This is a genomic window from Listeria aquatica, assembly GCF_014223975.1.
GTDB classification, from domain to species: Bacteria; Bacillota; Bacilli; order Lactobacillales; family Listeriaceae; genus Listeria; species Listeria aquatica.
The window spans coordinates 59880-75782 of sequence record NZ_JAARRM010000006.1; the positions used below are offsets into that span (position 1 = coordinate 59880).

Below are 15903 nucleotides of genomic sequence, written 5' to 3' on the forward strand. Positions count from 1 at the left end.
CTATCGCTTCTAAATTTTTAGATAGGCTTTCGATTATATTCACTCCTTTAACCAATTTCAGTGACATTAGCTTGTTGAATAATTTGTTCCTGAAGTTTTTTTACAGGCTCCCGTTTGTAAGTTAACATTAATGTATAAATCATATTCAAGTCCGCTAAACTCGTAAAATAGTGGCCTTCAAATAACTTTTCACTGATTTTTTTGGCACCCTCATTATCGTTAAAAAGTTCCTCTTTCATTTTTTCCCCTGGTCGAATCCCCACATAATTAATAGGAATGTCCTCCTTATTTTTACCTGCTAAACAAATTAATTCGTCCACCATATCTGAAAGACAAAGTTGCTCACCCATATCAAGAACAAAAATCGCATTTGGCTTTTCTAACAAACTTGCTTCAATCACTAATTTACTTGCTTCTGGAATCGTCATAAAATAGCGTTTCATATTTGGATCTGTAATTGTTAGTGGTACATAGTTGTGTAATTGTTCCCAAAGTTTAGGAAATACACTCCCTCTACTTCCAAGTACATTTCCAAAGCGAACAACATTACAGCATAAACCATCAAGATCATTCATACTAAGCGTTAACTTTTCGGCTAGGCGTTTGGTCGCCCCCATGTTGTTCGATGGGTTAACCGCTTTATCTGTTGAAATCATTATAAATTGATTAGCCTTACTTATTTTAGCTGCTTGAAGGACATTATGCGTTCCGATCACATTATTACTAAAAGCTTCATAGATATTACTTTCCATTAAAGGGACATGCTTGTGCGCAGCAGCATGATAAATGATGTTGGGTTGTTGTTCTTCAAACACACGATTTATAGTCTCTTCATCTCGAATATCGGCAATAATCGTTATAATTTCGGTAGACTGATTCAATTTTTCTTGTACAGCCCTAAGATCCATATCAATTTTGTAAATGCTTCCTTCACCATGTCCAAGTAAAATAAGACACTTGGGATTACAAAGAAAAACTTGCTTCGCGATTTCAGAACCAATTGATCCTCCTGCTCCAGTAATTAGAATCGTTTTATTTTGAAAGTTCTCCTTAACACTTTTATAATCTAGAGCGAATTCTTCTCGTCCAACGAGCAACTTACTATAGTCCAATACTGGCACAGCCGCTTGCTGACTTTGAGCCGTGGAAAAAACAGAAGGTAATACGTAATAAGTGATCTTCATTTTACTAATCTCATTAATGATGGTTTGCTGTTTTTTTATATCCAATGTTGGAATCGCAAGCACCACATGTTGAATTTTTAATTTAATAATGCATCTTTGTAATTCCTCAATCTTGCCAATTATAGGAACCCCTAATAACGACCTTTTCCTTAGGTCATCATCTAAAATCCCTATCACGGTATATTTTGATTTATCGGTGCTCTGCAGTTGTTCAACAACAAATCTACCACCAATCCCTGCACCAACCACTAATGTTTTCTTTTTCACAAAATCCCCTCACTTTAACTTACTAAATTTGACTTATCTTCAAAACATGAATTTACCGACTAAAATGATAAAGTTGTTCTCAGTTTCTATTAAGCATCGAACGTTTCCTGGCATGCTGTTGAACTTGAGTTGAAATATAGTACCGACCTAGCAAGTACAATAGTAGATAAAAACTTGTTGAAAAAATCGTATAAATTCCAATCGTAGAAAGTTCTCCTATCTGAAAAAAATGACATGACAAAAAAATTAGATAAAAACAAGCAAATCTGCTAAAATCCCAAATCGTTTGTACAATTTGATTGTGAGTAATATATAGTACTTGGGAAACTGGTAGAACAATCAATTGCGAAAAAAATGAAACAGCTAATATCTGAAAATACTGTCCAGACAGAAACCAACCTTTTCCAAAAAAAGCTTGGAAAACAAACGGAGCAATAAAGGAAAACACAACGAATACGGGAAGTGTCACGAAAAACAGATTCCGCGTAATTTTTTTATAAAGAACGAGCACCTGAATAGGATTAGAATCAATACTTTTTGCTGCGGTACTATAAAAGACTTGTGCTACTGCTGTTCCAATAAGAGTAATTGGAATGCCAATTACTTTTTGTGTAAGCATAAAATTACCTGCGATAGAAGCATTAAAAAATTGATTTAAAGCGAGAATTGGAATTTGTAATGAAAGTGCATTAAAAAGGACTGAAATAGAAGTAAAGAGGGGAAATCGATAATACTTTTTCCAAATATAAGCACTCCATATTTTAGTTTTAAAAATTCCTTTTACTTGCTTTAAACGTATGAAACTCATGTACTGCATGGAAAAAGCTGCTAATCGTCCAAATGCATCTCCGATAATCAACCCGCTTGATCTTAAAGCGTCGAACTGAGAAAATAAAGCTTGGCTAAAAACATTTCCCAAATTTTGAGATACTTTAGCTCTTGAAGTTGATGCAAAATACTGTTCTCGTAAATGCCAAAAATTTAATGTTTGGGTAGCACTGGCACTAAATACAGATAGAATCAAAATAATTTCGAGCCAAAGTGAAGTTCTGCCAGTAAACATTTTGAGTAATGAAAAGCTGGTAGTTGTTACAACTACTATATAAAAGACACTGAAACAAGCTGCTAATTTTAAACTTAGTACCGTAATTTGTCCTGCAATCTTCCTATTTATGGCAAGTGGAATACATTTTTCGAACGTCAAAGCAAATAACACAGACAAAACACTCACAAGCGAAACAAAAGTCGCATAAAAGCCAAATTCTTCAGGGCTATATAAACGAGTGAGGACTGGTGAAGCAGCAAAGGTAATAGCCTGTGCAAGTACATTTCCTGAAATAAGTGTCCCAACATGCTTCTTGAATTCATTTATATTTTTCATTTAGCACTCACTTCTTTATAAAAAGTGATCAATTTAGCTTCTTCTTGTTCCCAGCAATAATCTTCTAAGAATCTTCTCCTACCTTCATTTGCCCAAAATTTCAATAAATCATCTGTTTCTATAATTTCAGCTAGTTCCCCAGCCAATTGTTCTATCTGATAAGGAGAACACGTTAATCCAACGTGATTAATCACGAAAAACTCTTCCCATAATGGAAAATTTGATGCAACAATTGGAACTCCTGATGCCATATATTCAAAAAATTTCGTAGGTAGACTTTCCACGTAGTTCGGAACGGGATGAAGCAAACAAAGTCCTAAATCAGTTTGTCGAAGTTCCTCCCAGATTTCTCGATAACCGAGTCGTCCCAGAAACTGAATTTGTTGGTCGATCCCATGAATAATCGAATAATTTTGCAAAGTCTTTTTGAGGCTCTCATCTATTGGTCCAATTAGTCTTAGCTGTACTACTTTTTTTTGCTTGCTACGCATAAAATGAACAAGTTGAATCATCTCCATCGCTCCGCGTATTTTAGTTATTCCACCTACATAAGTCATTGTAAAAAGAGCATTTTTGTTGTGCTCTATAAAGCCTGGATCATGAGGTAAATTATAAATATCAACTGTCTTTACTTGAAGCGAGTAGTCTTTTTTATAACTTTTTTCTGCAAAAATCACACCACTCATTTGGTTTAAAAATTTGGGCTCTAAAAAAGAAATTATTTTTTTTAATGATTTACGTAGTATCTTTGGTAACCATTCTTTTGACTCGATAGCTTTTGGAAAATTTTCATGCATATCAAAAATGACCTTCATACTACTCTTCTTTTTTTTGATCTTAGCCCCCACATAAAGCAACTCAGGATCATGTAAATGAATAATGTCTGCTTCCGATTTTATAGCCTTTTGATAGACGGCTTTAATCGCCTGAATACGCGACAGTGATTTTTTAAGAACAGTTAACTTAATCCTAGGATCCACTTGAGGAGAAAACTCTCCTTCAAACTCACGAGCGATAATTTCCACCTCAAAGCCAGCATTCAAAAGCGATAAAGCTTCCTTATAATAGATTCGTGTATCAAACCAAACATGAACTGAAGAAGCAATTAATATTTTTTTCTCATTCATTAATTCTTTCACCATTTTCTTTCTCCTGGAAATCAGATAGCATCAGCACTGCGAATAACTTTAAAAAAGGTTAACATTAGAATTTTCAAATCTAAATTAATGGACCAATGCTCCACGTAATAAATATCCAAATCGATTTTTTTCCCATGATTAATATTGCTTCTACCATTCACCTGTGCCCAGCCTGTTAACCCCGGTTTCACTTGCAATCGAATTTTCTGTGTTAAATTGTAGTTTTGACTGATTTCAATAATTTCAGGGCGTGGACCGACAAAACTCATTTCACCTTTCAAAATATTCAAGAATTGAGGGATCTCATCCAAACTGTATTTACGAATAAATGCTCCCACTTTGGTGACTCCATTTTGCTTACACGCAGTTGATTTAAAAACAAAATCGTCGGGGACCCCTTGTGGCCAGTTATAAGTTCCTACTACTTTGGATTCATTTCTTCCCTCGTGCATGGATCGAAATTTATAAATTTGAAAAGGGACATTGTTCTTCCCTGACCTCCATTGTTTAAAAAGAACAGGTCCAGAAGATTCAAATTTAATGGCTATCACTACAACAAGAGTGATCGGGCTAGTAATCAGTAAGCCTAGCAAACTCGCAATAATATCAAAAAAACGCTTAATCCCTTTTTGAATGAGCTTTCGATGGTAATCTACCGTTTTTTCTGAACTATCCACTTCTTCCCCCCCCTTTTTAATAAACAGGCATTTTATGTGAAGAGCGATGGCGTGTGTCGAGTAGCAGGCTCGCTTCACGATTGATTTTCTCCCTATCAAAATCTGTATGATTCGTTAAAAGTATAACTAAGTCGAAATCTTTTAAATGAAGCGTCTCCCAGTCCAAACTATTTTGAAGTACACCCGATTTTGTTTTGAAGAAAGGGACATAAGGATCACAATATTCGACTATCGCATTTTTACTTAATAATTCTTCATAGACTTCCAAGCTAGGTGATTCTCTTAAATCATTAATATTTTTTTTATAGGACATTCCTAATAATAAAATTTTACTTTTAGATATCGCAGCTCCCTGTTCATTTAGTAAATTTGTTGCTTTTTCGACTACTTTTTTAGGCATATTACTATTAATATCTTGCGCCGTTTCTATAAAACGACTAAAAAAGTTCGTTTGTTTTGCTTTCCAAGACAGATACATCGGATCAAGTGGAATGCAATGCCCACCAACTCCCGGTCCTGGATTAAAACGCATAAATCCAAATGGTTTCGTCTCTGCAGCATCAAGCGTCTCCCAAATATCAATTCCAAGCCGATCACACATCAAGCTCATTTCATTCATGAACGCAATGTTGACACAACGAAATGTATTTTCAAGTAGCTTACTCATTTCTGCCACCTCAGGAGAAGAAACTACAACAATTTGATCAATTACTTGTTTATAAAGCATCTCTCCGATTTGAATGGATGCTTCGGAAATACCACCGACAACTTTAGGTGTATTTTCTGTGTGGTAGAGCGCATTTCCTGGGTCCACTCGTTCTGGCGAAAAACAAATAAACAGATCTTCATCTAAATGTTTTCCAGCCTCTACAAGTGGCTTCACGATCACTTCCCTTGTACATCCCGGATAAGTAGTGCTCTCAAGCGAGATAAAAACCGGTTTTATAATATGGGCTTTTATAAGCGAAACCGCCGATTCAATCGAAGATACATCTGGCTCATGTGAAGATGTAAGTGGTGTTGGTACGCAAATGATTACAGCATCTACTTGGGAAAGAAGCCCCGGATCACTTGTTGGAACTAGTTTCCCCTCAAACAGAGCCGTTTGCAACCGGTGATTTGAAACATCCAAAACAGAAGTCTCACCATTTTTCACCTGCTCAACCGTCATTTCAGAGATATCAAACCCAATCGTTTTAAATCCTCGCTCAGCAAAAGCTAAAGCAAGTGGAAGCCCTACATAACCAAGTCCCATTACAGCGACAATAGCATCTCGATTTTCTATTTTATTGCTTATTGTATGATTCATTTTTTAAACCTCTCCCCAAACATTTATACTTCTATGGCCCCAACAACAGATTGACTATTTCCTAATCGAATAATTTCAAGCCCTCTGCTTTCTTGCACAATTTGCTTCGTATCAAAGACCTTAGGAGCAGCCATTGCTTGAACAAGTTCGTGATCGAGTGTCATAAATTCGTTATGATCGGCTAAAACTACAGCTAAAGAAGCCCCACAAAATTTCTCCATTAACAACTCCTTATTACCTGAATTACCTTTCACATGCGGATCATATAATTCAATTTCGTATCGCCCTGCTCTTTTTAAACGTTCAACAATTTCAAGCGCTGGGCTTTCGCGCATATCATCTACATTTCCTTTATAAGTTAATCCGAGAATCACTATTTTTTGAGTTGGCGCCTCATCCATTAATCGATCAATTTGCTTAACAACAAAATTTGGCATTGAACAATTAATATCACGCGCTTGCTCAATCAATTTTGCTTGTTCAGGCGCTTTTGAGATAATGAAATAAGGATCAACCGCCAAACAGTGTCCGCCAACACCAGGCCCTGGATTATGGATATGAACTCGCTGATGCTCGTTTGCAAGTTCAATCACATGGAGTGCATTTGCCCCAAGAACTTCAGCAATCAGTACAAGTTCATTGGCAAGTGCAATATTGACATCCCGATACGTATTTTCCATTAATTTACTCAGTTCGGCAGTCGTAGTATCTGTTTTTAAACATTTACCTTTTACAAAAGTTTGATAGATTTCAGCCCCCTTGTTTGCACAAGCTTCCGTCATTCCACCGATAATCCGGTTATTTTCCTCCAGTTCCCGTAAAATTTGTCCTGGCAAAACACGTTCAGGACAATGAACAAGAAAAATATCCTTTCCTATGATAAAACCCTTATCAGAAATAAGAGGTGCAACCAAATCTCTTGTGGCTCTTGGCTCAATGGTAGACTCAACAATAACCGTATTCCCTTTTTCCAAGAACGGCAGAACCTCTTTTACTGCTTGAAGTACATAGGTCATATCACAAGACTTATCTATTTTATTTGGTGTTGGAACGGCGATAATAAATACATCAGACTTCTCCATTTTGTTTTGAATAACAAGATTATCCTCGACAGCATCTTCAAACGCTTCTTGAAGTCCATTTTCCTCAATATGAATTTTATTATTTTGAAGAGCTTCGATGACGGCTGGACTTGTATCAAATCCCCTCACCTGAACGCCGTGATTCGCGAACATCACCGCAGTAGGAAGTCCAATATAGCCTAGCCCAAGAACTGTCAATTTCATTTTCCCTTTCCTTTCCCAACTTGATGAGTCAAAACGCCTTCTAATTGGTTAAGCAATTGATTTCGCTCAAAAAATTGTTGGGCTAAAGTTTTCGCATTTTTGCCCATTTGCTTTCTTTGTTCTAGATCTTCTTGTAAGGATTTCAGTATTTCGTAAAATGCTTCTTTATGTTCCGCTCTTACTCCAAATCCCGCTTTGTATTCAGCCAGTAATTGACTTTGCCACCCTTCAAAATTTAAAATTACAGGCTTTCCAGCAGCCAAATAGTCAAAAAACTTGTTTGAACTGTTTTCATGTAAAACAGGATAGTCTCCTAAAATCACCATGCCTACATCACAAGCAGCAATCCACGCATAGACACTTTCTTTAGAAACCCCATCTAAAATAAATACATTTTGAATATTTTCTTTTTTAACCCGCTTCACTAGGTTTTCCTTCTCTTTTCCATCACCGATCAGGACATATGCGATATTAGGATTATAAAATGTTGTTGCAACATCTAGAATAAAGTCTAGATTATTTGCAAAGCCAAACGTACCTGGATAAAGACAAATGCACTTCTCCTCTAATTCGGGATACTGTTTTTCCACTTGCTTTCGCGCATCTAAGCCTCCCCATTTTCTAAAGCGATCTAAATGAGCAAAGTTTGAAATAACCTTAATTTTCTTTACGTCAACCCCTTTTTTCACTAGATTTTTTTCCATTGCTGGAGATAAAACAATAATTTGATCCGCCGCTTTATAAAGCCATCTTTCAATCCGTATCATTATTTTTTGCAAGATCCGATTTTGTATAAATCCCAGTTGGATCGGAGCATCAGGCCAAACATCGCGAACTTCAAAAATAAAAGAACGATGTTTCATTTTAGCGACAAGGGCACCTGCGATACCAACTGTAATGGGAGGCGAACTTGCATAAACTGCATCAACATCTTTTTCTTTAAGTGCTAAAAGTATGCTTTTTAACATGTAATGCACAAAAGAAAGTACCCTTTTAACAAATCCATATTTTTGGTTATATTTTGTACGTGTTGTTTTCACCACAATATCCGTCACATCATCTTTGTTTTCCCCGCACACTACTAAAATTTCCCACCCTAATTTTTTTAGGTGTTTACTTATCTCATACGGGCGTGTTAATCCCGATTTACTCGAAAAATGCTGTGTTATATAGATTAACTTCATAACTTCCCTTTCTATCTCATATTTATTAACTAGCAAGAAAGCTCACTTACTTTTAATTCCATCCGTCCTTAAAAAACAAGCCAACAAAATAGCAATTAAAATACCATGCGTTAGCATACTCGTAATAAGTGAGGAATCAATTAATCCCCAGACAGGCATAACAATAAATCCTGTGAAGAACAGTACATTTTTGCCCTCAACAAAGCTATCATAGATCCATAGTATGAATGAAAGAATACAGGTGAAAAGAAAAACACCAAAATATCCAAACGCGGAAAAAGCATCCGCCCATAAATTTGCATTAGCTGAAACTTCTGCATCTCCAAAATAAGTCTCCCCAATCAAAAACGCAGGAGTCGAATGATAAGAATATGGAAATAACCACCCTAACACACTATGTCCAAGATGCGTTTGTGGGTTAATGGAAAAGAAGTCAAAATAGTGACTGGTTAAAACCGCAGGGAGCATCAAAAGTCGTCTAGAAATCAACTCCGTAAAAGCTATCCCTCCACTCAGTTGATCCATTAAAAAACAACCAGTTACAAGTAAGAATGCAAGAATCGAAAAGTTCCTTCCAAAAAATTGTCCCTTTTTGAACATGGCAAGCATTACCGCAACAATAAAAACGACCGATAAAATAATCGATTTTTGTCCGGAAATATTGTAGGCAATAAACTGCGCTACAAGTCCCAAAAATAAAAATAAGTATTTTTTAGAAACAATTCCCCAAACGAACAGTCCTGGTCCGACAATTTTTGACCACCAGCTGAGCACATAACCTGAAATTCCAATCGTCGAATCTCGGTAACTAAAACGCACATCATAGACATCATCAAAACCAACCAGCTTTGTTTTAAGTCCATACGTTTTAATCAAAATGAAAAGCAACCCGATCGCAAGAACCCCTAACCCCAATTTGATAAAAAGCGGATAAACTTTAAACTGATAGACCTCTAACAAATTCATTTTCCCCGCTCCGTAAAGAATGCAAAGCGAGAGAAGTACACATAACTTAAAAAAGAAGAAATCATCAAATGGATTTTCCCTCACATAATCCGGGATAATCATGATAGGAACAGCAACAAATAGATATAAAATCCAGAAAACAGCTTGACTAGGTCGCTTAACAGAAATGTTTGCAAAGCAAGCAGGGAGAACAGCTAAAAAAGCAGAAAGTAAATGAACCCCAGCACTTGGATGCAAGTTTGTCAGTGTATAGTAACTATATACGGGTGAAATTAGATGACTGTATGCATATTGAAGAAAGAAGATATAACCTAGAATTGATAAAATTGTCACTATTTTATTCAAGTCAAAACTGATCGTGACCACCTACTCTTTATTTTCATTTCACTTTACAGATAGTAATTGGACGTTTCCTCCTGCATCTGTACTTTATTTTTAACAATGCCATAGATAGGGAGGTTGACTAAGTTGAAATCACTCAGCCCTTTGGCAAATTTTTGTTTCGTTGTTTTCCCCATTTCAACGACAAGAATCGTCCCATCACTTTCTTTAGCAACATAAAATGTATCTGAAATAAAAGATGGAGGTGCATCAATTAAAACAAAGTCATACTCTTCTTTTGCCCAAGATAAAAGAGCCTTTACGCTTTGATTACTTAATAGATTTGATGGGTCTACGGAGACCGTTCCAGATGTAATTAAATCAACTTGGTCGATATAAGAAGATTGAACCGCTTCTTTAAAAGCTAAATTTGAAAGCATAACATCTGCTAGCCCCACAGAATTCGACGTTCGCCAAATCTTATGCTGCTTTGGCAGACGAAGATCAGCATCAATTACTAAAACTTTAAGGTTTTGGTTGCCAAATATTGCAGCTACATTGGCAACTGTACTTGACTTCCCTTCTCCTCCTCGTATTGACGTGAAAGTAAAGGTCTTCAAATGCTTATTTTTTCCAAGAATAGTTAAATTGGCACAGAGCATTCTAAAGTCTTCCACAGCATGATTAATGAGACTATTTCCCCCGCTGTAACCTGTTAGTATCTTCCTTGTTGCAGAATCCTTTTTAGTTTTCGTATAGTTAATAATATGTCCAATTATTGGGATTTGAGTAATCTCACGAATTTCATTATCAGTTCTTAACGGCGACTTAATAAGCTCTATTACAATAATTCCTAATCCCGATACAAGTAGCCCCATAATAACTGCAATGAACAAATTCGTTTTTAAATTGGGGCTCACCGGATCTTGAATTTTATTCATATTAGAAAGCGAAATAATTTGAATAGAATCCATATCCCATATTTTTTTTACTTCTTTTTTTAATGATTGTGCTGTTTGATTAACAAGTTCAACAGCTCTAGCCGCATCGTTATCCTTGGCACTGATTTCTAGAGCTCGAGAATTGCTGTCATTTGAGATATTAATTTGTTTTGAAATATCCATTGCATCTGGAATTTCAAGCTTTTTTTTCACGTCATCTAATACAACATCACTTGTAACAATATTTTTATATGTGTTTAGTAACTGAATATCGTTTGCATCACTTGTTTCGCTGGATGGTGGTTTTGCAACAACCCATGAAGATGCACTATAGGTCGGCGTGATAACAAATTTTGTTATTGTTACTCCTGCAAGGACTGCTACAATCATGACTACGCCAATAAAGAGCCAGTATTTTTTCACAAGGAACAGCAGATATGACAACCTAATTGTTTTGTTCATAGTTTCCCCCGTTACCCACTATTTTCCTTTTCTTTCTATGTTAAGATCCCATTTGAGGACCTTTTCCCCATCTTGTAAATATGAAAGCATAAACGATTTTGATGATTTTGTGGTTTCAAAATACATACTTCCTTCAAGCGTTTTCAAAGCTTCGACCTCTCCTCCTAGATTGTCTCCCTCTGCCACTTTATATACTTCACCAGCATTATTTTCTAAGTTAAAATCTCCTGCTCCAATTCCAAAAACCTCATTCTTTGATTCATTCTTCACTGCTGTTACAATTTCTAATTTCTGTTTATTTTTAATGTAGCTCACATTTATTTGCTTGATTGTAATGGAGATGTTCCTCCATTTTTTAGTTTCATTGACCTCAACTGTAAATGGTTTTTCCGTGATAATGGATTGTTTTTCCGTAGATTTATGTTTTTCATTTGAAGAGCTGTGACCAGCACAACCCGTTAAAATCAGTGGTATGCTCAAAATAAAAAGAATTGTTAAAAATTGAATTGCTTTCACCACATTACCTCCATCAGCATCTATTTATAATCTGTCCGGCTAGAAACCGGACAGACTATAAACATTCATCATTTGACTACACTTGTTGTACTGTTTCCTTCAATTCCATTTGCATCCACAGGATGCACTTCAAATGTTTGACCTGCAGTTTTTAAAATATCGCTTGCCCAAATTTTGTAAGTGCCATCTGTTGCTACCGCCCCGTAACGAACTAGTTTTCCATCAACGTATAGTGCAATTCGTTTAGTTCCTTCTGAAACTGTTCCTGTTACGTAACTTGTTGCCGCTTTATAATCATTAATAACTGGTGCCCCAATTGTAGAGGCACTTTTACCTTTTACAGTTGCCGTTGCTGCTGGACCTACTGTGCCATTCTGATCGACTGGACGAACTTCAAATGTTTGGCCAGCTGCAGTCAGAGTATCTTTACCCCAGATTTTGTACGTACCATCTGCCGCTACTGCTCCATAACGCGCAAGCTGCCCATTTACATAGAGTGCAATTCGTTTTGTGTTTTCACCAACTGTTCCTGTTATATAAGTCTCACCTAGAGTATAATCAGCAATGGTTGGTGCTGTTGTTACGAGTGAAGTATTAGAAACGACTTTTGCCGTTGCTGCTGGGCCTTCGATTCCATTTGCATCAACTGGACGAATTTCAAATGACTGCCCAATTTTTGTTAGAAAATCTTTACCCCAAATTTTGTAAGTGCCATCTGCCGCTACTGCTCCGTAGCGCGCTAGTTGTCCATCAACATAAAGTGCAATTCGTTTTGTATTTTCACCAACTGTACCTGTTACATAAGTGCTACCAAGCTTATATTCATCAATAGTTGGTGCTGTTGTAACTAATGATTTTCCAGAAACAACTGTTGAACTTGCTTTTTTACCCAGCTTTCCATTAGCATCAACTGCATAAACATCAAATGTTTGACCAACTGTTTTTAACGCATCTTTACCCCATACTGAATATGTGCCGTCTGCTGCTACTGCTCCGTAACGAACTAATACTCCGTTTGAATACAAAGCAACTCGTTTTGCACCACTTGGAGCTGTACCCGTTACATAACTACTATTTATAACATATTTATCAATTGTAGGAGCATCTAACTGTCCAGCTGAAACAGTTACTTTTGCTGCATTGCTTGCAATTCCATTAGCGCCTGTTTGCGTTGCACTCAAAATAGATCCAGCTGTTAATTTTGAAATTGTAAATGTAGCTTTCCCGCTTGCATCCGCTATTCTGGACATGCTTGTTCCATCTGGAAGCGTGATTACAATTTCTGCTCCAGGGTTACCAGTAACTGTTACAGATGTTTGGTCTGCCGTTACAGGAGAAATCGTTGGTGCACTAAGTGTTGTATTTTTCACTGTCACACTAGATGCTGGGCTTACATTACCCGCTTTATCTGTTGCAGTTACAGTGATTACAGATCCACCTTTTTGTGAAGTGATCGTTGCTGAATAGTTTCCATTTGCATCTGCAGTTGCTTTAGCGATTACAACATCTCCAGACTTAATTGTTACAGTAGAACCCGCTTCAGCTGTACCGGTTACTTTTGTATCTATGTCAGAAACTGCCTTTAAAGTTGGTTGTGCAGGCGCTGTGGTATCTACAACGGTAGTAGTCACAGTCCCACTATCTAAACCGTCTTTCGAAGCTGAAACATTAATTTTAGTTCCTACTTTTTGTTTACCAATTGTAATGCTATACTTACCATCTGTTCCAGCTGTTCCAGTGTAAGTAAGTGTTCCTCCATTATCATTTGGAATCGCAATGGTTACTTTTGCTCCTGGAGTTGCAGTCCCGGTTATAGTCGTATCACTATCTCCAACTTTATTGACAGTTGGATTTTCTAAAGATGTTGCTGCTACAACCTTATCTGTACTGTCGCTTTTATTTCCCGCTTCATCCGTTGCGTCTACAGAAACAATTGTTCCCGCATCCTGAGCTGGAATTGATACAGTGTAATTACCATCTGCATCAGCGGTTCCAGTTCCAATCACTTTTCCTCCAGCCGAAACCGTCACTGTGGATCCCGGTTCTGCTTTACCTGTTACTTCCGTTGTTTTGTCATTAATCGTATTTACTGTTGGTGCGTCTGGTGCAGTAGTATCCGGTACACCTGTTGAAGTAAGTCTGTGGAAGTTTTGGTTTTTAAAGCCATTCACAAAACTGCTTGTTTGAGAACTATTATTGGAAGAATTTATACCAGAAAGATACGAAGTTCCTACTAAACCATCCCACGTATAATCAGGTGCTTCTGTTGAATTTCCACGATTAAAGGCATTTACTTGTTGATTATCAAAAGAAAGATTTGTTCCTGAACCATAGAATGGAGAACCGTTTGCCACATTTTGGTTATTGATATCAAAAATACTATTGTTATTGATCGAAAATGATCCGCCTGCCATATAAATCGCATAAGGAGTCTCTGGAGCACTAGTAACATTGAAAGCCTTCGTTCCGTCAAGCGTAACTGTTCTACCATATAACCGTGCGATATTTGCCACATCAGTAGCATAGTAAGTTAAGTTTGTCGAAGAACCTTTTCCGAAAGTCACTTCAGATGATGGTGCATAAATCCCTTGGTTTTTGCTTATGATATCTAATGATGAACCATTCCCCACTTTGATAACAGAAGTTCCATCAGCGTAAATTCCGATACCTTTTGTAGTGATTTTCACCTTTGCGTTGTCTTCAATAATAGCATTCCCTTGATTAGCAATATAGATATTATTTCCCGTACCTTCTGTATTTTGCAGGGAAACATTCGAACCTGATTTAAAGTAAATGTTCTTCACTTCAGCAATTTCTTGTGTATAATGAGCATTAAGCGTAGTATTTCCAGAAATATTCAATGTTCCTCCTAATAACCAAGCAACTTGCGGGCCATTATAAGTCACATTATCCAAATTAACGACATATCCGTTAACAGAAGATTTTACTAATCCATAAGCTGCCCAGTCAATTACTTGATAAGTAGCATCGATATTGACGTTTTGGAAAGTAATGGTATTAATTCCATCTTGTTCTCCATTTATAGTTTGACGATACATGTGGATCGTGTGGTTATTCCCTTCAATCACAACAGAATGATTGGCACGTACATCCTGACTAACTGTATCTGGGAAAGAAATATCCCCTGTTAAGTTAATTTGTTTAACTGTCGCATCTTGCATTGCTGCTTTAAACTCATCAAAATTTGACGCATCAACGATTCTTGTTCCTAATGCTCTTCCTTGAATACTTGTTGCAAGTGCCTTAGCTTTTGTCACATTAGAAGTATCAGATGATTGCACACTATCCGCTAACACATTCATAGGAGCTAACAATATTTGACTTCCAACCGTTAATGAAGCAACCCCTAAAATAATACCTTTTTTAATACTTTTCTTTTTATTCATTTTCCCAATTCTCCTTTTTCAATTTTCAATGATGCCTTGCTTCTTCAACTTTTTGATGACCACCCCCTTAATTTTTTCTTCTATAAACGTAACTACTTTCCTACATTCAATCGCCAGTTTGATTCTAAAGTTGAATTGCTTAAAATTCCTTCGTCTGAAAGTTGTTTCACACTCTGAGATGTCATTGAAATGGAAGTGTTACTCATTTTTGCTAATAACTTGATACGCACCCATTTAGGCAACACTACCCAATTAGGATTTCCAGTATTTATCACACCACATTTTGTAGCAATAAGCTGTAACGTAAAGAGAACTTTATCTCGACTTGATCTCACGGCCAAATTAATATTAGATTCAAGTATTGCTGTTTCTTTTTTCAATTGTTCATATAAAAAGTCTGAAAGAAATTGATTTGAATCTAAAAAATCCAGAATATTACTAGTATTAAAAATATTCAAATCAGCATCTTCAATAGCCATAACTTTATATACTTTACTATAAATATAGTCTTCCGAGGTCAATAACATAATAAAATTTCCGCTAGTAGAAAGGTTAAAAATAAAATTTTCTTTTATAGGATGTAATTGTCCTATTGTTCCGCTCGCCACATAAGTTGTCTCATTAGATGTAAGAACTAGCTCTTCCCTCTTCTTTAACTGGATATTTCTGAAAGGTATATTTTTATTAATGTACTCATCTAACATATCTTCTTTTTGTATCAGTTCATGATATTCTGTGTAGTTCAAAAGGCGCCCCCCTCCTTCTGCTTTCATTTAGAATAACTTTTTAAAATGTGTCTTTCACTAAGAAAAACAAATTAAATCATTTGTTTTCAAAATAAATATTGACATTTTTTTGACATT

The 15903-nt window shown here is 36.4% G+C and carries 12 protein-coding genes; all 12 read right to left on the bottom strand.

The features are described 5' to 3' along the window. Nucleotides 1-47: 47 nt before the first annotated feature. The 12 genes from HB912_RS11725 to HB912_RS11780 all read right to left on the bottom strand — a co-directional run bounded on the left by HB912_RS11725 (nucleotide 48) and on the right by HB912_RS11780 (nucleotide 15786). Nucleotides 48-1451, bottom strand: a complete 1404-nt coding sequence (locus tag HB912_RS11725) for a polysaccharide biosynthesis protein (protein WP_185374798.1) — start codon at nucleotides 1449-1451, stop codon at nucleotides 48-50. A 79-nt stretch (nucleotides 1452-1530) separates the two neighbouring features. Continuing rightward, nucleotides 1531-2832: a lipopolysaccharide biosynthesis protein gene (locus tag HB912_RS11730; RefSeq protein ID WP_185374800.1), complete on the bottom strand. Its 1302-nt coding sequence runs from the start codon at nucleotides 2830-2832 to the stop codon at nucleotides 1531-1533. Further along, nucleotides 2829-3974, bottom strand: coding sequence for a glycosyltransferase (locus HB912_RS11735; RefSeq protein WP_185374802.1), 1146 nt, complete (start codon nucleotides 3972-3974; stop codon nucleotides 2829-2831). Before HB912_RS11735 ends, HB912_RS11730 begins: the two co-directional genes overlap by 4 nt. 17 nt (nucleotides 3975-3991) lie before the next feature. Beyond that, nucleotides 3992-4648 carry a sugar transferase gene (locus tag HB912_RS11740; protein WP_342354373.1) on the bottom strand — a complete coding sequence of 219 codons (657 nt, stop codon included), beginning with the start codon at nucleotides 4646-4648 and terminating at the stop codon, nucleotides 3992-3994. 16 nt (nucleotides 4649-4664) lie between these two features. Further along, the gene (locus HB912_RS11745; protein ID WP_185374804.1) at nucleotides 4665-5957 is read right to left on the bottom strand and encodes a nucleotide sugar dehydrogenase; all 1293 of its coding nucleotides are present in this window, start codon (nucleotides 5955-5957) and stop codon (nucleotides 4665-4667) included. 23 nt (nucleotides 5958-5980) lie between these two features. Next, nucleotides 5981-7243: a nucleotide sugar dehydrogenase gene (locus tag HB912_RS11750; RefSeq protein WP_185374806.1), complete on the bottom strand. Its 1263-nt coding sequence runs from the start codon at nucleotides 7241-7243 to the stop codon at nucleotides 5981-5983. After that, nucleotides 7240-8427 carry a glycosyltransferase family 4 protein gene (locus tag HB912_RS11755; protein ID WP_185374808.1) on the bottom strand — a complete coding sequence of 396 codons (1188 nt, stop codon included), beginning with the start codon at nucleotides 8425-8427 and terminating at the stop codon, nucleotides 7240-7242. The genes HB912_RS11750 and HB912_RS11755 overlap by 4 nt, the downstream gene beginning before the upstream one ends. A 42-nt stretch (nucleotides 8428-8469) precedes the next feature. Next, a complete protein-coding gene (locus HB912_RS11760; RefSeq protein WP_185374810.1) occupies nucleotides 8470-9738 on the bottom strand; it encodes a hypothetical protein in 1269 nt (422 codons plus the stop codon). Nucleotides 9739-9782: 44 nt separating this feature from the next. Further along, a complete protein-coding gene (locus HB912_RS11765; protein WP_185374812.1) occupies nucleotides 9783-11117 on the bottom strand; it encodes a tyrosine-protein kinase domain-containing protein in 1335 nt (444 codons plus the stop codon). An 18-nt stretch (nucleotides 11118-11135) separates the two neighbouring features. After that, a complete protein-coding gene (locus tag HB912_RS11770) occupies nucleotides 11136-11633 on the bottom strand; it encodes a hypothetical protein (RefSeq protein WP_185374814.1) in 498 nt (165 codons plus the stop codon). A 68-nt stretch (nucleotides 11634-11701) separates the two neighbouring features. Then, nucleotides 11702-15040 carry an Ig-like domain-containing protein gene (locus HB912_RS11775; RefSeq protein ID WP_185374816.1) on the bottom strand — a complete coding sequence of 1113 codons (3339 nt, stop codon included), beginning with the start codon at nucleotides 15038-15040 and terminating at the stop codon, nucleotides 11702-11704. 92 nt (nucleotides 15041-15132) lie between these two features. After that, the gene (locus tag HB912_RS11780; RefSeq protein ID WP_185374818.1) at nucleotides 15133-15786 is read right to left on the bottom strand and encodes a Crp/Fnr family transcriptional regulator; all 654 of its coding nucleotides are present in this window, start codon (nucleotides 15784-15786) and stop codon (nucleotides 15133-15135) included. Between the last annotated feature and the right edge of the window lie 117 nt (nucleotides 15787-15903).

Excerpts from the sequence above, each read along its gene's own strand:
- HB912_RS11775 (WP_185374816.1), bottom strand. The coding sequence starts at position 15,040 with ATGAATAAAAAGAAAAGTATTAAAAAAGGTATTATTTTAGGGGTTGCT.
- HB912_RS11750 (WP_185374806.1), bottom strand. The coding sequence starts at position 7,243 with ATGAAATTGACAGTTCTTGGGCTAGGCTATATTGGACTTCCTACTGCG.
- HB912_RS11730 (WP_185374800.1), bottom strand. The coding sequence starts at position 2,832 with ATGAAAAATATAAATGAATTCAAGAAGCATGTTGGGACACTTATTTCA.
- HB912_RS11755 (WP_185374808.1), bottom strand. The coding sequence starts at position 8,427 with ATGAAGTTAATCTATATAACACAGCATTTTTCGAGTAAATCGGGATTA.
- HB912_RS11745 (WP_185374804.1), bottom strand. The coding sequence starts at position 5,957 with ATGAATCATACAATAAGCAATAAAATAGAAAATCGAGATGCTATTGTC.
- HB912_RS11735 (WP_185374802.1), bottom strand. The coding sequence starts at position 3,974 with ATGGTGAAAGAATTAATGAATGAGAAAAAAATATTAATTGCTTCTTCA.
- HB912_RS11765 (WP_185374812.1), bottom strand. The coding sequence starts at position 11,117 with ATGAACAAAACAATTAGGTTGTCATATCTGCTGTTCCTTGTGAAAAAA.